Here is a 21,076-nt window from a genome sequence, read left to right as displayed (position 1 = left end):
TCAAACGAAATCGCAAAGTCACGACAGGGGCCCCACGGCCCCTTTTATTTACCCGCCGACGAGTTTGCCGCTTCGACTACAGCACGCTCAGTGCTCTTCGGTTTAACGACAGTCGGCCCGGCCAATTCGTGACCGGCATCGGGCGAAAGCCGCGCGAACCAGAAGAATGCCACTGCGGAGACCAAAGCCACCACGATAAAGCCGACGTGGAAATCGACCAAAGCAAGCGGCGCACCGCGCAAGCCACTGCTGATTTCCAGAACGCCGCCGGCAAGCGCAACGCCAATCGCCAGCGAAACCTGCTGTGCAACAGCGGTCATCGGCGTGGCCTGACTGGTCTTCTCATCCGGAATTTCCGCATAGGCCAGCGCATTGACGCCGGTAAAGAACAGGGAGCGCGCAAAGCCGCCGACCAGCAGGAAGCCGAGAATGAACCAGATCGGCGTTGCAGGCGTGAACAGGCTGTTTACCGCGATGAAGCCCGCCGAAATGATCGAGCCCGCCATCAAGGCGCGCCGGAAACCGATCCGAGCGAAAATCCGTTTTGCACCGAACTTCATGCTGATAGCGCCGATGGCTGACACGAAGGTTATCATGCCCGACTGGAACGGAGAGAACCCGAAGCCGAGCTGGAACATCAGCGGCAGCAGAAACGGAATTGCGCCAATGCCAAAGCGGAAAATACTGCCGCCGAACACTGCCGAACGGAAAACCTGATTGTCGAACAGCCGCAGATCGAGCAGCGGATCGGCGCTGCGCCGCGCATGGCCGATGTAAAGCACCGAGCAGATCAGACCGACAGCCAGAGTGACCAAGCCAACGGCGGGCGGCAACGCCGGAAGGCTGACCACTGAGAGGCCGAAGACCACACCAGACATGGCGATGCCGGAAAGAACGAAACCCGGCCAGTCGAGACGCTTGACGATGCGCTCGTCATTATCGGGCAGGAAGCGCGTTGCAAACCAGATACCGACAGCGCCGATGGGTACATTGATCAGGAATATCCAGTGCCAGGTGAGAAAGGTCGTGATGAAGCCGCCAACCGGCGGACCAACCAACGGGCCGACCATGGCCGGGATCGTCAGCCACGCCATGGCGGAGACAAGCTCACTGCGCGGTGTGGAGCGAATAAGCACAAGACGCCCCACCGGCGTCATCATCGCGCCGCCCATGCCCTGCAAGAAGCGCGCAACCACGAAGGCGGTCAGCGAGTTTGCTGCTGCACAGGCAATCGAACCGACGACGAAGACGGCAATGGCCGCGCGAAAGACATTTTTGGCGCCAAACCGATCGGCCATCCAGCCGCTGACTGGGATGAACACCGCGAGCGCGACGAGATAGGCCGTCAGCGCCAGCTTGAGCGCAATCGGGCTGGTGCCGATATCTGCGGCAATTGCTGGCAAAGATGTCGAGATGACATTCGAATCCATCTGCTCCATGAAAAGAGCAATAGCCAGCACAAGTGGAATGATGCGGTTCACGATGAATATCCGAATAAGCCGTGCTTTTTACATAAAGCCTGCCGAAGCTATGTCGAGCTTATAGATAGATTGCTAGCCAATTTTTTCTCACATTGTGGTGACTTGGTGGCGATTTTTGCGACCGGACCGCGAGCGCGGGCTGCCGGCAGCCAATTTTCTCACGGCAGATTTCAATCGTTCACAATTGTGTAAAGCGGGGTTGCGCTCTCCGTAACGGACTGTTACATTCGGTAACAGTTTCACGAGGCTTCGAGTCTGGAAGGGGTGGTCCCGGCTCAAGGAGGTAGGAAATGAACGATATTACGAGAACTGCACTTGTTTATGGCATGATGATCATTTCGCTGAACACGGCGCTTGCGGTCGGTCTTCTGGGACTGGATTTTCTGCGCTGAGTTGACCGCCCGATGAGGCTGGTCCAGTGCTTGCGATGTTCATAGATCGAATTTGATTTTGCCCTCCAGGCAAATTATGAAAAAGAGCGCTTCCGATTGGTCGGAAGCGCTCTTTTCGTTTTGGCTTTGAACGGCGAGCCAGAATGGGGAAGCGGTTTAGATACCGATTTCCCGTATCTGGCGAATGTTGTTCTACAGAATCCGTGCCTGGCTCGTCGGATCGAAGAACACCGACTTGTCGAGATTGAAGGCGAGCCGCGATGCTTGCCCGGCAACGATGCGCGCATCGGCGCGCAGCCGGGCGACCACATGCTTGCCGCCAAGACGGGTTACCGCGAACGTGTCCGACCCTGCCGGTTCGACCACGTCAATCAGGCAGTCGCCTTCCACGACAGCGCCCGCATTGCGATCCGCGCCGTCGGGATCAGTCAAGGCTTCCGGACGAATGCCGAAGACAACCTGTTTGCCCACGTAATCGCCAAGCGCTTGCGGCGCGTTCTTCAGCGGCAGCGTCAAAGCCTGCCCATCCCCGCGATCAAGCGAGATTGCATAATCCGTGCCGTTCTTCTCCACTGCAACGGACAGCAGGTTCATCGCCGGTGAACCCATGAAATCCGCCACGAACATGTTGGACGGATTGTTATAAATCTCCGCAGGCGTGCCGAACTGCTGCAAGACGCCGTCTTTCAGCACCGCGATTTTGGTTGCCAGCGTCATGGCTTCGATCTGGTCATGCGTGACATAGACAATGGTGGTTTTCATGCGGTTGTGCAGCCGCTTGATTTCGGTGCGCATATCCACACGCAGCTTCGCATCGAGGTTCGACAGCGGTTCATCGAACAGGAAGACCTGCGGATTGCGCACCAATGCGCGGCCCATGGCGACGCGCTGGCGCTGACCACCGGAAAGCTGGCTCGGCTTGCGGTCGAGCAGATGCCCGATCTGCAACATGTCGGCCACTTCCTGAATGGCCTTGTCGCGCTCGGGCTTCGGAACTTTGCGGATTTCCATGCCGAAAGCGATGTTTCCGGCAACCGTCATGTTCGGATAAAGCGCATAGGACTGGAAGACCATGGCGATATCGCGCTGAGATGGATGCAGGCCGGCAACCGATTTGCCGTTGATGGCAATGTCGCCGGAGGTGATCGGCTCAAGACCGGCAATCGTGTTGAGCAGTGTGGACTTGCCGCAACCCGACGGGCCAACGAGAACCAGAAAGCCGCCTTCTTCAATCTCGATATTGATGTTTTTCAGGATCGAGACGGTGCCATAGGATTTGTAGAGATCGGTAATTTTCAGAAATGACATATTGAACTTATCCCTTGACGGCACCGGACATCAGACCGCGCACGAAGTAGCGGCCAGATACGATATAGACGATCAGCGTCGGCAGAGCCGCCAGAATGGCGCCCGCGAAATGGACGTTATATTCCTTGACGCCTGTGGAAGACGAAACGAGGTTGTTGAGCGCAACCGTCATCGGCGTGGAGTGCGCGCCGGAGAAGGACGCGCCGAACAGGAAGTCGTTCCAGATATTGGTGAACTGCCAGATCACCGACACCACGATGATCGGCCCCGACGACGGCAGCAAAATGCGCCAGAAAATCTGGAAAAAGCTTGCGCCATCAATCTGCGCGGCACGCACCAGCTCGGTCGGGAACGCTTCGTAATAGTTGCGGAAATAGAGGGTCGTGAAGCCGAGACCATAGATGACGTGCACCATGATGAGGCCCCATATCGTTCCGGCAATGCCGAAAAGCCCGAGCACACGCGCCATGGGGATGAGCACGATCTGGAACGGAATGAAGCATGACAAAAGCAGCAGTCCGAAGAAGATGTTCGAGCCGCGAAAGCGCCATTTAGTCAGCACGTAACCATTCAACGCGCCGATGATCGTGGAGATTGCCACGGCAGGCACGACCATCAAAATGGAATTGATGAAGAACGGCTTCAGTCCGGTAGGCTGCACACCGATCTGCGCCGTGGACCAGGCCGAAAGCCAGGGCTCGATGGTCCATTGCTGCGGCAAGTTCAACATGCCGCCCTGACGGATTTCTTCCAGCGGCTTGAACGAGTTGACCAGCATCACATAGAGCGGCAACAGATAATAAAAGGCGAAGAGCAGCAGCGCGGTGTAGATCAGCGCTCGCGTCAGCTTTCCGCTGTTGATGGCGTTATCTTGCGACTGGGCGCTCATGACCGCGACCCTCCGCGAATTTCCGAATAGAGATAGGGAATGATGATAGAGAAGATCATCGCCAGCATGATAATCGCTGACGAAGCACCAATGCCCATCTGGTTACGGGTGAACGTATAGGAATACATGAATGTCGCCGGAAGTTCGGTCGCCTGCCCCGGCCCGCCGCCGGTCAGCGCGATCACCAGATCGTAGGCCTTGATCGCCAGATGCGCCAGCACGACAAAGGCCGACAGAAATACCGGGCGCATCAGCGGAATAATGATGCGGCGATAGATCGTGGCGGTCGAAGCGCCGTCGATCTGGGCCGCTTTGATGATTTCATTATCAACGCCGCGTAGGCCGGCAAGAAACATCGCCATCACGAAACCCGACGATTGCCACACGGCGGCGATCACCAGACAGTAGATCGCCATGGTGTTGCTCTTGATCCAGCCGAAGGAAAAACTTTCCCAACCCCACAGATGCATGGTGTTTTCAAGCCCGATGCCCGGATCGAGAAACCACTTCCATGCCGTGCCGGTCACGATGAAGGAAAGGGCCATCGGGTAGAGATAGATCGGACGCAAAAAGCCTTCGCCGCGGATCTTCTGGTCGAGCAGAATGGCCAGAAACAGGCCGATCACCGAGCAGATGATGATATAGAGCGACGCGAAAATCGCCAGATTGGTGATCGCCCGCCACCAATGCGGCAGCGCCCAGAGTTTCTCATAATTGGACAATCCCACGAAGCCGTAGGATGGCAGCATGCGGCTGTTGGTCAGCGAAAGCACGCCGGTATAGATGATAAACCCGTAGACGAAGACGAGGACGATCAGGAAACTCGGAGCCAAGACCAGCTTGGGGATGATTTCCTGCAATCGGCTGTTACGCTGCATATTTGCGCCACCCAGTTTGCGCCGCTCCTGATGCCCCATGAAGGCGTATTGGAGACGATCGTTTCAGCGGCATTTATGCAAGACCGGATCGCGACCCGGCTGCAAAATGCGTTGGTCCGAGATGCCTTCACCGGTTCAGATGGAACCATGCAAGACAACATCATGCAATGCTTGATTAGTTACGATATTGCTGCGCCGGTCGGAGAATCCGGGCCGGATAAAAAACGTCCGGGAGGTTTAAACTTCCCGGACGCCTATTCAGCGCATCACTTCGCTGCAGCGACAGCCGAGACGAGTTCCTTGACAGCATCTTCCGAAGAGAGCTGTCCGTTGAACTCGCGGGTCACCACGTCGTAGATCGCGTTCTTGACGGCTGCCGGATTGGCATAGCCATGCGCCATGGAACCCAGCATCGTGCCCTTGCCATCGGCTTCCTTCAGGTCGGCGATAGCCTTCTGGCCGCAAGCATCGAAGTCGGTGTTCGGCACGTCGGTGCGTGCAGGCGCCGAGCCCTTGACCACGTTGAAGGCCGACTGGAAGGTCGGGCTTTCAACAGCCGATGCCATTTCCATCTGCGCCGGGATCTTGTCGTCGGAAACCTTGAACATCGCGAACATGTCGGAGTTGAAGGTCACCGCGCCCTGCGTGCCCGGATAGCGCATGCAGACGAAATCCGTGCCCGGCTTCTTGCCGGCCTTCACGAATTCGCCCTTGGCCCAGTCGCCCATGAACTGCAGACCGGCCTTGCCTTCGATGACCATGGCCGAAGCCAGGTTCCAGTCGCGACCGGAGAAGTTGTCATCGACATAGCTGCGCAGCTTGGTCATACGGTCAAAAGCCTGCTTCATCGTATCACTGCCCAGCGTTTCCGGGTCGAGATCGATGAAGGCCTTCTTGTAGAAATCGGTGCCGAACGAAAGCACGACAGCGTCGAAGATCGTCGCATCCTGCCAAGGCTGGCCACCGTGGGCGATTGGCGTGATGCCCTGCTCCTTGAACTTGTCGAGAAGCGCAATCAACTCATCCCAGTTTGCCGGTTCCTTGCCGCCTGCCTTGTCGAGCGCGGCCTTGTTGATCCACATCCAGTTGGTGGTGTGGACATTCACAGGCGCGGCGATCCAGTGATCTTCATACTTGGCGAATGCCTGCAACGGAGCCGGAATGACCTTGTCCCAGCCTTCCTTGTTGGCAACTTCATCGAGATTGCCAAGAGCGCCCTGCTCGGCCCAGTCGCGAATGTCGAAACCGAGCATCTGCACGGCGGTCGGTGCGTTGCCAGCGGTAACGCGGGCGCGCAGAACGGTCATGGCTTCGGTGCCGCCACCGCCTGCAACCGGCATGTCAGTCCAGCTGATGCCCTTCTTTTCGAGGTCCTTCTTGAGAACATCGAGCGCGGCAGCTTCACCGCCAGCGGTCCACCAGTGCAGAACCTCAACATTCTGCTTGGCATCCTGTGCATTTGCGACAGGCGCCATTCCGGCGAGCAAAGCGCAGGCAGCGGTGCCCATAGCGGCGAGTTTCAGAAGTTTATGCATGTCTACCTCCCGTAGAAACAAACGAAACTTATATTTCCTTCGTCCTGTCCGCGCCTTCAGGCGCAAACTGAAACCGGTCGCTCCATACAACCGGCTCCTCCTCATTCACTGCCGCAACCCGACACAGGGAGATGATCCCCGCCGGATACCCCGGCCAAACGACACGACGTGCTGCGATGTCCTCCATACCATCTTTACGCCGCCTCACCCCAATTGACAACGTTGTCTTTTATGGATGAACCGCATCCAACCGACAAGATGTAATGCTTAGGATAGGCTGAAACCCCTGATGGGTGTCAATACGGCAGATATGATAAATAGTGAAAAATTTAATCGATTAAAATTTGCTGCCCTTTTCTGCGGGCAATTTCGCATGAGAAATGAGGCATTTAGGCTTTTTTGGGGAGCTGTTGCGGCTAGCGCCTAAACGTTTGAATTTCCGTAGACCAAAAATGACGCTGCACGCTCTTTAATGGGATAAAAATCCTGTGAACCGACTGGACAAGATCGCAGCCGCCACTTAATTTAAGGGTGCTCTCGCAATAGTGCGTGGGCTTGTTCTCGGGGCGGGGTGAGATTCCCCACCGGCGGTATGGAAAGCGATTTCTAAGCCCGCGAGCGCCTGAAAGAAGGAAGCTGATTCGCTTCTTCTGTCAGGGTCAGCAGATCCGGTGAGATGCCGGAGCCGACGGTATAGTCCGGATGAAAGAGAGCAAAAGAGCGTGACGAATTGCGTCTCCCGACGCGAGCAATGCGTTCCTTTGTGCGCCCTGATTCTAGTTTCTTGAGGAACCTATGAACCAGAGCTATCCGAACAAGACTTCCTTCAAAGTTGCATTCATTCAGGCCCGCTGGCACGCCGACATTGTCGACGAAGCCCGCAAGAGCTTTATCGCGGAACTCGCCGCCCAAACCGGCACCAATGTCGAAGTGGACGTCTTCGATGTTCCCGGCGCTTACGAAATTCCGCTTCATGCCAAGACGCTTGCCAAGACCGGCCAGTATGCAGCCATCGTCGGCTCCGCATTCGTCATCGATGGCGGCATCTATCGCCATGATTTCGTGGCCACTGCCGTCATCAACGGCATGATGCAGGTGCAGCTGGAAACCGAAGTGCCGGTGCTGAGCGTCGTTCTGACCCCGCATCATTTCCATGACAGCAAGGAGCATCACGACTTCTTCTTCAACCATTTCAAGGTGAAGGGTGTCGAAGCCGCTCACGCGGCCTTGCAGATCGTCGGCGAACACAGCCGTATCGCCGCATTGGTTTGATCGCTCACAGGAACGGCCCCGCCATGCGGGGCCGTATCTCAGTCGACCACAATACGCTCGCCATGGGTGTAGATATCGAATTCTTCGCCGCGCACGATGGCGACCAGAGTGAGATTGGCCTCCTGTGCCGTGCGAATGGCGAGTGCCGTGGGCGCTGAAATAGCCGCAAGAACCGGCGCGCCAAGCTTCACTGCCTTTTGCACCATTTCAACGGATACCCGGCTCGTGATCACGGTTATGCCGCATCCGGTTGCGAACTCGCTACGCGCCAGAGCGCCAACGAGCTTGTCCAGCGCATTATGCCGGCCAACATCCTCACGCGCAGCAATCAATCCCTGCTGCGGTGTGTAGAAACCAGCTGCGTGAACCGAATGGGTGATCGCATTCAATTGTTGTTCACGCCCGAGTGCCGCCATCGCGATGGCAATGGTGCTCGCCGAAAAACGGTAGCCGTCCACCGCGAGCGGCTTCACCGGGCGCAAGGCCTGTTCGATGGAATCGATGCCGCATAGTCCGCAGCCAACCGGGCCAGCCATGAAACGGCGACGCGCCGCCAGCCGCTGTTCCGGCAATTCAGCAAGGCGCATCTGCACATCCACGCCTTCCGCGAATGCGACAAGCTCGATGCTTTCAATCTGGCCGGCATCGTCGATAATACCTTCGGTCAGACTGAACCCGACCGCGAAATCCTCCAGATCGGATGGGGTCGCCATCATGACAGCCTGTGTGGAGCCGTTGTAGCTCATCGCGACCGGCACTTCCTCGGGCACGGCGCGGTGCCCTTCCTGGAAGCCCGAAACGCGATGTGCGAGGCGCACCACATCCTGACTGATCTTGGGTATTGTCATTTCTCTTGCCTGCTGTTTGCGCATCCCGACACATTGCTACAGTTTGCTGTAGCATCATATCGGGTTTTATGTATGGTGCCAGCGAACAGGCATGCAGCACAAGTATTTCGGCCATCGCCCGAATATATTGTGTATGAAAGGCAGCGCCGATAGCGAGGATAAAATGGATATTCGCCAGATCGACGATAATTACTCAGTCTCGGGCCAGATTTCGCCCGATGACGTACGCGACATTGCGGCAGAAGGCTTTCAGACGATCATCTGCAACCGTCCCGATGGCGAAGGCGGCCCGGAACAGCCGGATTTTGCAGAAATTGCGCGTGTTGCAGAGAAAGCTGGCCTCGCCACCTATTACATTCCGGTGGTTGGCGGCCAGCTGACGCAGGATGATGTCCATGCCATGGCGGCGGCGCTTGACGAGGCAGAAGGGCCGTTCTTCGCCTATTGCCGCTCCGGCGCCCGTTCTACGAATATTTACGGGATCGTGCAGAGCCAAAAGCGCGGATAAAGAACGAGCGCAGGCTATAAGGGCGGTGTTGCCGCAAGGGCATTGTTTCGGTTCTTGCAAACATAAGGCTCACCGTCCCGAAAGCCGCGTGCGACGACCGAAGACACCCTGCGGGTTCTGCGCGCAATACTGGCGATAATAGGAAAGACCGGCGCGAACCACCGTTGCGGCAACGCCACCGGCGACGAGCATCCAGCCGATTGCCTGTACCCAGTTGAAGCTGTCCAGCCCGCCGCTCAGCGCGACGACCACGACACCAGCCCACAAAAGGGCAGCCGTGCGGCGCCAGAAAACCGGATTGAGTTCATCGAAGACCGCCTTCCACAGAGAGTGGACAAGGCAGGCGAAGAAAAGAGCCGCGGCCAGCCCGATGTTGAGCAATTCGACCGGGAGCCATTGCTGCGAAGTAAGCATTGTATCTATCATCCAACTTAAGCCGCGATACGTCAGGTCAAAAGCCGCCACATGGCTTTTCCTTCCGGATCGAAGGTATTGTTTACTTTCCTTTACACCGTGCTTTCCAAAACGATGTCGTTTCTTGCCCGATGCTTCAGCCCCATTGAGCTGTCAATTTGTGGCTTCAACGTGTTAGAAGCACGGAAAGCTCCTTGTAATAAATTCACATATTATTGCGATCACGCGAAATATCGTGTTGAAAACATTATACTATCCCCGCTCCCCTCCGATACGGGTGCTGTGGCAACCCCTTTGATAGTCTTGGATTATTTGTCTTGGCGCTACCGACGCGCAGGCCGCCGGACGCGCCCTGAAAGCACATCGCGCGACTGTCATGTAACAGCCTTGTAACAATTTGGCAGAGTATAGAGAGCCCGGGAGCCGCTTCCGAAGCTCCACTTTATTCGCCGCAGCAAGCAAGGCGGAACGTTTTATTTGTCCACAAATTTCTTGTAGGGAACAATTTCTGACGGGTCGGCCATGCCTGGCGCCTGTGCGGGGCGCCCGAACAGGAAACCCTGCACCTGTGCGCAGCCCTCTTCGATCACCATGCGGTGCTGATGAAAATTTTCGATACCTTCCGCTACGACGGGCAGATCGAGACTGCGCCCAAGCCCGACAATTGCCCGCACAATCGCGTGGGAACTGACATCGGTTTCCATCGTATTGATGAAGCTGCGGTCGATCTTGATCTTGTCGAATGGGAAGCTCTGGAGGTTGTTCAGCGAGGAATAGCCGGTGCCGAAATCGTCCATCACGATGCGCACGCCCAGTTTCTTGATCCGGCGCAGCAGTTCCAGCGTGGTGGGCCTGTCCTTGATGAGTGCCGCTTCCGTAACTTCAAGTTCCAGCCGATAGGCCTCAAGTCCGGTTTCATCCAGAATGGCGGCGACTGTCTCAGGCAGATTGGTCAGGCGAAACTGGATCGGAGACACATTGACGGCGACCGTCAGGTGCCGGTCCCAGCTTGCTGCCGTCCGGCATGCTTCCCGCAGCACCCATTCGCCAAGGGCGATAATGACACCGGTTTCCTCGGCAATCGGAATGAACACTTCCGGCGGAATGGTTCCGCGCTCCGGATGCGTCCAGCGCAACAGCGCTTCGTAGCCCTTGCAGGAACCGTCGGCGGTTCCGATCAGCGGCTGGTAGGCGATTGTTATCTGACCGCGCGACATGGCCTGCCGCAGATCGGCTTCCAGCTGCCGCCGCTCGGTAATCTCGCGATCCATTTCCGGCGAATAGAACGCAACCATGCCCTTGCCGCTAGTCTTTGCGCGGTAAAGCGCGACGTCGGCAGCGTGGCGGAGCGTTTCGGCATCACGGCCATCGGTCGGATAGATCGCAACACCGATACTGACGCCCACCGCCGTCTGATCGGCGATCATATTCATTTCCTTTTTAAATTCGTCCAATATCCGCTCGGCAAGCTTGCGCGCGCCTGAAGGCTGCGGCACGCCGACCTGCAGGATCACGAACTCGTCGCCGCCAATGCGCGCCGCCGTATCGACGCCGCTAATCGTGCGCCGCAGAATATTGGCAACGGTTTTCAACACCCGGTCGCCCTGCGCATGACCGAAAATATCGTTCACCGCCTTGAACCGGTCGAGATCGAGCGCGAAGACGGCGCAACGCTGCTGCGAGCGTCCGCCTACGGCATTGGACAGGCGCTGTTCGAAAAAGGCGCGATTGGGAAGATCGGTCAGCGCATCATGGTTCGCCATATGCTCGATCTGACGCTGCGCGGCGTGCTTTTCCGTCAGGTCTCGCACGGCGAGCACTTCACAGGCCTTGCCCTGATATTCAATCGTGTGGACGGCGAGTTCGAAAATCCGCTCGTCATTTTCCTGCCGGGGAGTCGCCTCGACCGCAGCCGTGCGCGGCGCGGCGGCGGGCAGACCATCTGCCGTCAGCAGCAAATCCTCTGGCGAACGCCCGATCAGCGCCTTTTCAGTGCTGTTCATCAAACGCGAAAAGCGCGCATTCACTTCGACGATCCGGTCGTCGCGGATGACGGCAAGCCCGTCCAGCGTCGCATTGGCAAAGCCCTTCAAATCCGTCATGTAACGGTCGATGAATACGGCAGCGACAGTCATGAACGCGATGAAGCAAGAGACCGTCGCCACAGCGCCGACGATCCACATGCGGCCCGTACCCAGCGGATCAGCCGCAGGCAGGCTTGGATCGGGTATCAAAGTGCTGGACGACATGGTGGTGAAATGCAGGACGCAGATCGAGCCGACGCCGAGAACCGTGGCAAGGGAAATGCGCATCCAACGGCCTGAGAGACGCATCACCTCGAAAGCGCCAGCCAGCAACAGGGTGGAGACAACCGCGCCGACGATGATAGGCACTGCATCAAACTGGACTGTCGCAGCAGCCCGGATTGCGGCCATGCCGGTGAAATGCATTGCGGCGATCACCAGCGCGCCACAAAATCCTGCAAACAGGTTTGCCTTGACGCTGTCGAAATTGAGCAAGCGAAGTATGACCCAGAAACCGGCAATGGCAATCACAGCTGAAAGCGTCGTGATGATGAGGTCAAACTCGATCGCCACCGTGCCCTGATAGGCGAGCATCGCAACGAAATGCGTTGCCCAGACGCTCAAGCCGCCTGCAAAGGCAGCGGTTGCGAGCCAGCTGTCACGGCGATGATCGGCGCATTCGCCCGCTCTCGCCAGCAGAAGAAAAAACGCAAAGACACCTATGAAGGAAATGAGGGCGGCCAGGATGACGATAGATCTGTCGTGCTGTACGGATATGCATTCGATAACTTTGAACACGTCACGCCCCCGCTCTCATTCGCGCAAGGCCGCGTCGGCCCTGACCGAAGCATATTGGTAGTTTTATTATATAACAGGATTTTCTTTAGCCTACACTACTTAAGCAATCATAAATTCGAGCATAAAAGCCAAGCGATACCAGGGTATAAGGTCTATACTTAAGACACTTACTATATTAGACAATTTTAATATTGACGCGCGGAATCGACAGTCCTACGGCCTACCCGCGCAAGCAGGATAACCGGCACAATACCGATCACCACAATGGCAAGTGCGGCAATCGACGCTTCTTCATATGTACCGCGGGCGGCTTCGCCGTAAAGATGCGTCGCGAAAGTTTCCATATTGAGCGGGCGGAGAAGCAAAGTCGCGGGCAGCTCCTTCACACAGTCCACGAAAACCAGCAATCCGGCTGCAACAATTGCCGTTCTGGAGAGCGGCAGATGCACGGAGCGGAATGTCGCCGTCACGCTTCGTCCAAGCGTGCGCGATGCATGATCGAGCGACAGCGGAATGCGCTCCAGCCCGGCATCGATGCCGCCAGCGGCGATGGCCATAAACCGCACCCCATAGGCATAAACCACAGCGGCACCCGAACCGATCAGGATCAGACCGGCGGGAACGCCGAGAAGATACCCGGCCAGTTGGTTGAACACATGATCGAAGCTGCCCGAAACGACGAGAATACCAATGGCAATCACCGTACCGGGGGCGGCATAGCCCATGGTCGACAGGCGATAGAACCAGCGGGAGGAAGCGCCTGGAAACAGACGCACCGCATAAGCAACCGCCATGCCACAGACCAGCACAATCGCTGTCGCAATCGAGGCCAGCAGCAGCGTGTTGACCGCCTCCCCGGCAAGACGCGGCGATATGCCTGCGAAGCGGGCGCGCTTGATTGCTTCGATAAGCAGATAGAGCGCCGGTCCGACAAAGCCGATGACCACCGGCAAAGACCCGATAGCAAACAGCCCCAGCCCTCTGGCTGCTGAAACCTTCGATGGTTCAAAACCGCGCGAATGGCGGATGTTGGAAGCAAAGCGCTGTTTGCGCCGCGCCCAACGCTCCAGCGACACCAGCGCCACCACGATCAGCAGCAAAGCCAGCGCCAGCTGTGCCGCGCCCGGCAGATCGGATCGCGTGATCCATGTCGTGTAGATCGATACGGTCAGCGTGCGAACGCCGAGAAACTCAGCCGCGCCCACATCGTTCAGCGTTTCCATCAAGGCGAGGCTGACACCAACGGCAACAGCGGGACGCGCCAGCGGCAACGCCACCCGCCAGAAAATGCCGCGGCGACTGACGCCAAGGGTTCGTGCGGCATCCATGAGGCTCGCCGACTGCGTCAGAAACATCGCCCGGGTCGGGATATAAACATAAGGATAGAGCACGAAGCCCAGCAGCAGAATGCAGCCGGTCATCGAGCGAATATCCGGCAAGCGGAACTGGCGCGGGCTATCAAAGCCCAAAATATAGCGAATTGCGCCCTGCACCGGCCCTATCGGATGAAGAATGTCCAGATAGGTATAGGCGACGATATAGGTCGGCACCGCCAGCGGCAGCAGCAGCGCCCATTCCAGAATACCGCGCCCGCGAAAATCATAGGCTGTCACCAGCCACGCCATCGACGTCCCGACGAGCGCGGCAATGAAGCCGACGCCAAGCAGAAGAATGATCGTATCGGCAAAGGCTGTCGGCAACAATGTCGCGAACAGATGCTGCCACAGGCCTGCCGAACCCTGCAAAGCTTCGCGAGCGAGCGCCAGAACCGGCAGGAAAACAAGAAGCGCAATCACCGCTGAAGCCCAAAGCCAGACGCGCCCCGCCCTTGCAGGCCGGAAAAGCGAACGTCGTGCTGTGGCGGGCATAGGTGTCATTGTGCTCGTTATACTGAAACGCCGGCGCATGAAGCACCGGCGCTTTGTTCATACTGTCATTCTGGTTTTAGTTGTCGAAACCAACCTTATCAACCAGTTCGCTGGCTTCCTTGCGATGGCTGACGATTTGGGTCAGCGGAACCTTGTCGATATTCAATTCGCCAAACGACTTTACAATCGCATCGACCGGAGCGCCCGGCTTCACCGGATATTCGTAATTGGCCTCGGCATAAATCTTCTGCGCTTCGTCGGAAACCAGATATTCGAGAAGCTTGACAGCCTCTTCCTTATGCGGGGCATTCTTGGCCACGGCTGCGCCGCTGATATTGACCTGCGTGCCGCCATCCTTGAAAGTCGGGAGGATGACCTTGATGCCCTCGCCCCAGCCCTTCTGCTCATCGCCGCCCTTACCCGAACGCATCAGGCCGACATAATAGGAATTGGCAACGGCGATATCGCAAATTCCGCCGACAATATCCTTGGCGCCATCGCGGTCACCACCGGCAGCCTTGCGGGCCAGATTGGCCTTCAGGCCGGTCAGCCAGGCTTCGGTCTTTTCAGCGCCGTAATGGGCGATGTAATCGGCGAAAAGCGCGGTGTTGTAAGGATGCTGACCGGAGCGGATGCAGATCTTGCCCTTCCACTTCGGATCGGACAGGTCTTCATAATTGATGGCGTCGAGTTCCAGATCCTTCGACGCATAAACCACGCGGGCGCGCAGCGACAGGGCATACCAGTTGCCCTTGGCGTCACGAAGCTGCTCCGGCACGGCTTCGTTCAGGGTCTTGGATTCGACCGGCTGGGTCAGCCCCTTTTCTGCGAGATCAACGAGATTGCCCGCATCGACCGTCATCAGAATATCGGCAGGAGAGCTTGCGCCTTCCGATGCGACGCGCTCGGCCAGACCATCCTTCAAGAACACGGTGTTGACCGTGATGCCCGTCGAAGCCTTGAATGCGTCCAGCAGAGGCTGAATGAGGCCCGGTTCGCGCGTCGTGTAGATATTCACCTCATTGGCGGAAGCAGTTCCAGATAGAAAAGTCGCTGCAACGAGAGCAAGGCTGGCACGCGCGAAAATAGGCATTTTACCTCCGTTTGGAATGGTTCCAAATAAAATGATGAGTTATGCAATCAACTTATATGAGCAGTTTCTGGCCCGGTCAATCGCCCTGCCACGCAAATGCGAACCAATTGGAATCAGCTGTGGAAGATCAAGGCCTTGTCGCGGTCGAAACGAACAAACACGTGATTGACCGTATTCGGCACATGGACCGGCGTGCGCAGGCGTAAACGCAGCGGCGCGGCGTCGGCATGGAGCACCAGTTCCTCCGTTTCACCCAGAAAGGTGCGCATCTCGATCAGGCAGCGCAGATCGGTGGGATCAGCCTCATCATCCGCGACGATATGCAGATCGGCAGGACGCAGATAGACGGACACGTCTTTCACGGATTGCAGCGCTTGCGGCGCTTTGAAATTGCCGTAAACAGTTTCCACCGCATTGCTCTGCACCACACCCGGAATGACGTTGAAATCGCAAAAGAAGTCTGCGGCATAGCGGCTTTCAGGACGATCATGAAGATCACGCGCGGTGCCGCTTTGAACGATCTCGCCCGAACGCATCAGCACAACGCGGTCTCCGGTCGAAAGCGCTTCTTCCGCCTCATGCGTCACGATAATTGCCGTGGTGCCAAGCGCCCGCAACAGGCCGACCGTCTCGCGGCGCACCTTTGCCCGCAGGCCCCGGTCGAGATTGGAAAACGGCTCGTCCATCAACAAAAGATGCGGCTTTGGCGCCAGCGCGCGGATCAGCGCCACGCGCTGCTGCTCGCCGCCCGACAACATGTGCGGATAGCGGTCGGCCATATGCGACAGGCCCACAAGTTCAAGCAGTTCGCGCACGCGGCCCTCAGCCAAATCGCGGCGCATCTTGCGCAGACCGAACATGACATTGTCGCGAACGCTCAGATGCGGAAACAGCGCATAATCCTGAAAGACCACGCCGATATTGCGCTTATCGGGTTCGACGAATGTGGTTGGAGAGGCGAGCACATTGCCGCCCATGGTCAGCAAGCCGCCATCGGGCGCGTCGATACCGGCGATAATGCGCAGCATGGAGGTCTTGCCGCAGCCGGAATGGCCCACGAGACAGATGATTTCACCGGCCTGCACGTCAAGCGACACATTGTTGAGCGCAAGGACAGGGCCAAACTGGCGGGTAACGCTGGAAAGCGTCAGAGCCGGACCGGATGCACTGGCCTCTTCCTGCAATTGCTCAACCTGATTTCGCACGTCCATGCCTGACCGGAATCCCCTTGTCCATTCCCTCGCTATAAAGCGTGTTTAGCGGCTTCGCCACCAAAACAGGACAGAATTCCTCAAGAACCGGATAGCGGCCCCATCTTTTTCGGATTTCGATATTGCTTTGGGTATCAACTTGGTTGATTGCAAGCAAAAAGCGGAGCATGTTCCGCAAGCTTTCCGCATGCCTTATCATACCTTAGGAGAATGACCATGGGGCCCGTCACGGACAAGGTCGCGACAGCCGAACGCCTGCCGCAAGAAACGAAAATCGCCATTATCGGCGGCGGCGTCATCGGTGTTTCCACCGCCCTGTTTCTGGCCGAACGCGGCATCCCGGTCGCCCTGTTCGAAAAGGGTGAAATCGCAGGCGAACAGTCCAGCCGCAACTGGGGCTGGTGCCGCCGCACGGGCCGCGATACCCGTGAAATGCCGCTGATCGTCGAAAGCATGCGGCTTTGGGACGGAATGAACGAGCGCACGGGCCGCGAAACCGGCTTCCGTGTGACCGGCATTGCCTATGCGGCTGAAAAAGCCGAACAGATGGCGCTCTATGAACAATGGATTGCCGCTGCCCGCGAGCATGGCATTGAAACCGACATTCTGAACAGCCAGCAGGCCGAAGCGCTGGCTCCGGGCCTGACCCGTCGCCTTGCTGGCGGCATGATCACGCCGCTTGACGGTCGCGCAGAGCCGCAAAAGGCTGTGCCAGCCTTTGCCGCCAAGGCGCAGGAAGACGGTGCCGTCATCATGCAGAATTGCGCGGTACGCGGCATCGAAACGACCAATGGCCGCGTGACTGCCGTTCTGACGGAAAAGGGCCGCGTGCGTTGTGAGGCGGTCGTTGTGGCTGGTGGCGCATGGTCGCGCCTGATCATTTCGGAATTCAATGCCCGCCTGCCGCAGCTCAAAGTTCGCTCGTCGGTTTTCCGCACCACACCGATTGATGCCGGTGTGGAACCTGCCATTGCCTATTCGGATTTCGCGCTGCGCAAGCGGATGGACGGCGGCTATACGGTCGCGAGCCTCGGTGGCTCGATTGCCGATATCGTTCCCGACAGCTTCCGCTATCTGAAAGATTTTATCCCTTCGCTATCGAGTGGAGAGTGGTTCAATGTGCGCTTCCGTTTCGGAAAGCGCTTCTTCGAGGAAGCCTTCCAGTGGAAGCTGCGCCCCGCCGATCAGGTCTCGGTCTTCGAGAGAATCCGCACGCTCGACCCCGAACCGCACCGGGCCGCCAATGCAGCAATTCTGTCGAAGCTGAAACAGGCGATCCCCGCCTTTGCTTCCGTCTCGATTGCACAGGAATGGGCGGGCTTGATCGACACCATGCCGGATATCATTCCGACCATTTCCCCGATTCCGGGCGTTGAGGGCCTTATCGTTGCGACCGGCTTCTCCGGCCACGGCTTCGGCATCGGCCCCGGCGCTGGCCGTCTGGTTGCGGATATGGTGAGCGGTGAAACGCCTGTGGTCGATCCATCGCCGTTCCATATTTCCCGCTTTTCCGATGGGTCAAAACTGCGCATCGAAACCTGGGGCTAAGCCCAATATGCTTTCCCCGGAGCTGACAGCTCCGGGGAATTCGGCGCGAGTTATTCAATCACGCCGCAGGCGAAGCGCGCGCCGCCACCGCCAAGCGGCTTCGGTTTATCCGCATAATTATCGCCGCCAACATGGACCATCAGTGCGCGACCTTTGATTTCATCCAGCGATTTGAGACGCGGCGAAACCACGCTACCCGTAACCTTGCCGTCCGCGTCGGCCTTCAACAGCGGCAGGTCGCCCATATGGCCCTCGCCCTCAGGCCCCATGTGATGCTTGGTATGGCCGGGGTCATAATGGCCGCCAGCCGCCTCTGCGGGAGCGGTCTTGCCGTCCTTTTCCGCCGGTGCGCAGCTTCCCTTTTCATGGACATGGAAACCATGTTCCCCCGCTGCTATGCCCTGCAAATTGGGTGTAAACTGCAGGCCATCAGCGGTTTGCGAAATCGTAATCGTGCCGAGTTCCTTGCCCTGCCCTGTTGGTAGCGCCTCGAACATTTTCACGCTGACGTCGTCCGCAAAGGCGGGCACAGTCGCAAGCGCCAGTAACGAACCTAAAATCAAGCTGCGCATCGTCTCCTCCATCCTCAAATTCGTTTCGGGATAAAAACTAACGTATGGATCGACAAATTGTTCGGTTTATAAAGTTTGCAAAAGATTGCGCGGCAGTGTTCCGCCGCGCAATCAAATATCCGATCAGACAGTTACAAACTGCCCCATCATGCCGACATCTTCATGCTCCAGCACATGACAATGGAACATGAATGAATGACTGCGCACCGCTTCACGATCGAAGTGCACCAGAAGCTCTGCCTTGCCATCAATCAGCGCTGTGTCCTTCCAACCCGACTGATGGGCGGGCGGAGCCTTGCCGTTCAACGTCAGAATACGGAAAGAGGCACCGTGGATATGGAACGGATGCGCCATTTCCTTCGTGGTCAGTTCCCATATTTCCCATGAGCCCAGCCTGGCCTCCACATCGATACGCTTCATGTCGAAAGGTTCGCCCGCAATCGCCATGCGCACACCGGACGTCATCGCATCCAGCGCCGGACCGGCCTCAGCGGATGAACGGCTACCATGCATCATGTCGTGGTCCATCTCCCCGCCCTGCATGGCGCCCATATCCATCGGGCCCATCCTGTGGCCAGCATGGGGGTCTGCGGCAGGCTTTTGCATCATCAGCTTCATATTTTCAGCCATGCGCTCATCAAAGAAGAATGAACGCCTGCGCACCGATTTGTCGGGGTCTGGCGCTTCCGGTGCTTCAAGACTCGCCGGAATGTCCTTGACCCCTCCCTTAAGCGCGCTATCGACGCTGAACCGCATCAGCATCTGGCCGTCGCCGCCGCTGTCATCGCTTGCGGTCAGAAGTTCGACGCTTTCGCCTCCCGTCGAAAAATCGACGAGCGCCTCATAGCGTTCACCGGGGCTGATCGTCAGCCGTTCGACGGCTTCCGGCTTGCCGGTAAAGCCGCCATCGGAAGCAAACACATACAGCGGACGATTATCGCTGAAACGCAGATAGAAGTTGCGCGCATTGGCACCGTTGAGAATGCGCAGGCGCACCACTGCCGCGGGCACCTTCGCTTCCGGCGAGATGACGCCATTGACGATCAGCCGGTTCCCGCGAAAACCGTGCATCAGATCCATGATGTCAGGCTGATAGACCTTGTCGCCTTCGATGACACGGCGGTCCTGAAGTACCAGCGGAATATCGTCCACACCATAGGTTTCCGGCAGGCCTCGCTCGGCATCCTTGCCGTCGCTGACGATCATCAACCCGGCAATGCCCATATGCGCCTGACGGGCGGTGCCGCCGTGCAGATGCGGGTGAAACCAGTTGAACGAAGCCGGTTGGTTGACCGACACTTTCGGTTCCCAACGCCCTCCCGCTGGAACAAGATTGTGCGGCCCACCGTCAAGGTTCGACGGAACGAACAGCCCGTGCCAATGCAGGGTCGTCTCCTCGTCCATATCGTTTTCGACGGCAAGCGTTACGTTTTCGCCATTCTTGAGCCGGACGACGGGGCCGAGATAGGTTCCGTTGATACCGGCAGAAGCCGCATCGCTGCCCGGCGCGAAGGAATGACGACCCTTGCCGATCTTGAGCCGGACGACGCCGGAAGCATCGGGTTCCAGCAAAGGCGGAACGGGCAGGCTCTGCGCCTTGCCCGATGGGGCCATTTCCATGGCGCCGTGGCCCATATTCTGATGCGCATCCTGCGCAAAGCCGGTCAAAGGGCGAACAGCGGCGAAGCTTGCCGCGCCCGCGCCAAGCGCGAGCAGGCGGCGGCGAGTTAATCCACGCATAGTGAAGTCTCCAAATAGAATTCCAGACAATAATCCTGTCGCCGCCGATCGATCGACAGCGTTTTGAGCGATTAAAGCGGAAGTGTTATTGGAGGTCGCAGAAGGTCATGGCGGGCATTGCTGCTCAGTGCGGCAACGAGTGGCGGAGGACCAAAATCCTGTGACGGCGCGAATGCGCCAATATCGGCGCTCAACTGCACAATACAGCCGCAACTCATCATCACACAGGCGACCGGAGCCTTTGCTCCGTGATCCATGGGTGCCTGTTGTCCCCCATGGTGGGAGGCGGGCATCGCGCTGGCGGCGGATTGTTGTTCGCTCATACGACAGCCGACAGAAACGCCTGCCGTCGGCGTATCATGCGCCATGGCATAACAAAGCTGTGTGGAAACGAGAAACAGCACTGACAAAACCGTCAGCAACACGCGCGACGGCATATGCAGGAAGGAAAGACCCCACATATTGCGTCTGCCGCCAATGTTCTGTTTCACGAACTGCATCTCCGCATCCGAATTGATGCCCGGTTATTGATCCGACCCGAATCTAGGGACACGATGTGACAATTGAAAGGCCTATTCTTACATCCCATGATTTTGCTCGCACTTTCACTTTTCTTTCGAAAACAAGAGTTGCGCGTTCATAAAATTACGCAAAACCCCTTTTCTGCTTGCGATTCCGTATCACACGGTTTTAAAGA

At 57.6% G+C, this 21,076-nt stretch carries 17 protein-coding genes and 1 riboswitch; of the genes, 3 read left to right on the top strand and 14 right to left on the bottom strand.

The window, feature by feature from the left end; genetic code table 11:
• Positions 1–44: 44 nt before the first annotated feature.
• The 5 genes from ABWW11_RS16800 to ABWW11_RS16780 all read right to left on the bottom strand — a co-directional run bounded on the left by ABWW11_RS16800 (position 45) and on the right by ABWW11_RS16780 (position 6,483).
• A complete protein-coding gene (locus ABWW11_RS16800) occupies positions 45–1,481 on the bottom strand; it encodes a DHA2 family efflux MFS transporter permease subunit (RefSeq protein WP_109367222.1) in 1,437 nt (478 codons plus the stop codon).
• A gap of 584 nt (positions 1,482–2,065) precedes the next feature.
• On the bottom strand, positions 2,066–3,181 hold the full coding sequence (locus ABWW11_RS16795) for an ABC transporter ATP-binding protein (RefSeq protein WP_121538241.1): 1,116 nt from the start codon (positions 3,179–3,181) through the stop codon (positions 2,066–2,068).
• 7 nt (positions 3,182–3,188) lie between these two features.
• Entirely contained in the window at positions 3,189–4,070 is an 882-nt protein-coding gene (locus ABWW11_RS16790; RefSeq protein ID WP_109367220.1) for a carbohydrate ABC transporter permease, read from the bottom strand.
• Positions 4,067–4,948, bottom strand: a complete 882-nt coding sequence (locus tag ABWW11_RS16785) for a carbohydrate ABC transporter permease (protein WP_109367972.1) — start codon at positions 4,946–4,948, stop codon at positions 4,067–4,069. The genes ABWW11_RS16790 and ABWW11_RS16785 overlap by 4 nt, the downstream gene beginning before the upstream one ends.
• Before the next feature lie 266 nt (positions 4,949–5,214).
• A complete protein-coding gene (locus tag ABWW11_RS16780; RefSeq protein WP_109367219.1) occupies positions 5,215–6,483 on the bottom strand; it encodes an ABC transporter substrate-binding protein in 1,269 nt (422 codons plus the stop codon).
• 553 nt (positions 6,484–7,036) lie between these two features.
• A riboswitch (FMN riboswitch) is annotated at positions 7,037–7,201 on the top strand.
• Positions 7,202–7,278: 77 nt separating this feature from the next.
• Between ABWW11_RS16780 and ABWW11_RS16775 the strand changes: the two genes are divergently transcribed.
• On the top strand, positions 7,279–7,755 hold the full coding sequence (locus ABWW11_RS16775) for a 6,7-dimethyl-8-ribityllumazine synthase (protein WP_109367218.1): 477 nt from the start codon (positions 7,279–7,281) through the stop codon (positions 7,753–7,755).
• A 38-nt stretch (positions 7,756–7,793) separates the two neighbouring features.
• Here ABWW11_RS16775 and fdhD read toward each other — a convergent pair whose 3' ends face one another.
• Entirely contained in the window at positions 7,794–8,603 is an 810-nt protein-coding gene (gene fdhD, locus ABWW11_RS16770; protein WP_109367217.1) for a formate dehydrogenase accessory sulfurtransferase FdhD, read from the bottom strand.
• Positions 8,604–8,766: 163 nt separating this feature from the next.
• Between fdhD and ABWW11_RS16765 the strand changes: the two genes are divergently transcribed.
• Entirely contained in the window at positions 8,767–9,111 is a 345-nt protein-coding gene (locus ABWW11_RS16765) for a protein tyrosine phosphatase family protein (protein ID WP_109367971.1), read from the top strand.
• A gap of 69 nt (positions 9,112–9,180) precedes the next feature.
• Here ABWW11_RS16765 and ABWW11_RS16760 read toward each other — a convergent pair whose 3' ends face one another.
• The 5 genes from ABWW11_RS16760 to ABWW11_RS16740 form a co-directional block, all read right to left on the bottom strand.
• Positions 9,181–9,525, bottom strand: coding sequence for a hypothetical protein (locus ABWW11_RS16760; protein WP_109367216.1), 345 nt, complete (start codon positions 9,523–9,525; stop codon positions 9,181–9,183).
• A 473-nt stretch (positions 9,526–9,998) separates the two neighbouring features.
• Positions 9,999–12,347, bottom strand: a complete 2,349-nt coding sequence (locus ABWW11_RS16755) for a bifunctional diguanylate cyclase/phosphodiesterase (RefSeq protein WP_109367215.1) — start codon at positions 12,345–12,347, stop codon at positions 9,999–10,001.
• A 185-nt stretch (positions 12,348–12,532) separates the two neighbouring features.
• Positions 12,533–14,224, bottom strand: a complete 1,692-nt coding sequence (locus tag ABWW11_RS16750; protein WP_109367214.1) for an ABC transporter permease — start codon at positions 14,222–14,224, stop codon at positions 12,533–12,535.
• Between the two features lie 67 nt (positions 14,225–14,291).
• Positions 14,292–15,308: a Fe(3+) ABC transporter substrate-binding protein gene (locus tag ABWW11_RS16745; protein ID WP_109367213.1), complete on the bottom strand. Its 1,017-nt coding sequence runs from the start codon at positions 15,306–15,308 to the stop codon at positions 14,292–14,294.
• Between the two features lie 113 nt (positions 15,309–15,421).
• Positions 15,422–16,519 carry an ABC transporter ATP-binding protein gene (locus ABWW11_RS16740; protein ID WP_109367212.1) on the bottom strand — a complete coding sequence of 366 codons (1,098 nt, stop codon included), beginning with the start codon at positions 16,517–16,519 and terminating at the stop codon, positions 15,422–15,424.
• Between the two features lie 216 nt (positions 16,520–16,735).
• Between ABWW11_RS16740 and ABWW11_RS16735 the strand changes: the two genes are divergently transcribed.
• On the top strand, positions 16,736–18,067 hold the full coding sequence (locus tag ABWW11_RS16735) for an NAD(P)/FAD-dependent oxidoreductase (protein WP_109367210.1): 1,332 nt from the start codon (positions 16,736–16,738) through the stop codon (positions 18,065–18,067).
• Between the two features lie 50 nt (positions 18,068–18,117).
• On the opposite strand, the gene sodC is transcribed toward ABWW11_RS16735, so the two are convergent.
• The 3 genes from sodC to ABWW11_RS16720 all read right to left on the bottom strand — a co-directional run bounded on the left by sodC (position 18,118) and on the right by ABWW11_RS16720 (position 20,879).
• On the bottom strand, positions 18,118–18,639 hold the full coding sequence (gene sodC / locus ABWW11_RS16730) for a superoxide dismutase family protein (protein ID WP_124915841.1): 522 nt from the start codon (positions 18,637–18,639) through the stop codon (positions 18,118–18,120).
• 123 nt (positions 18,640–18,762) lie between these two features.
• On the bottom strand, positions 18,763–20,379 hold the full coding sequence (cueO, locus tag ABWW11_RS16725; protein WP_109367208.1) for a multicopper oxidase CueO: 1,617 nt from the start codon (positions 20,377–20,379) through the stop codon (positions 18,763–18,765).
• A gap of 71 nt (positions 20,380–20,450) precedes the next feature.
• Positions 20,451–20,879: a hypothetical protein gene (locus tag ABWW11_RS16720; RefSeq protein WP_109367207.1), complete on the bottom strand. Its 429-nt coding sequence runs from the start codon at positions 20,877–20,879 to the stop codon at positions 20,451–20,453.
• Positions 20,880–21,076: the final 197 nt, after the last annotated feature.

This window comes from Brucella sp. NBRC 113783 (assembly GCF_040372265.1).
GTDB classification, from domain to species: domain Bacteria; phylum Pseudomonadota; class Alphaproteobacteria; order Rhizobiales; family Rhizobiaceae; genus Brucella; species Brucella teleogrylli.
The sequence above is the reverse complement of the archived record's forward strand: the minus strand, read 5'-3'. Positions and strand labels throughout refer to the sequence as shown.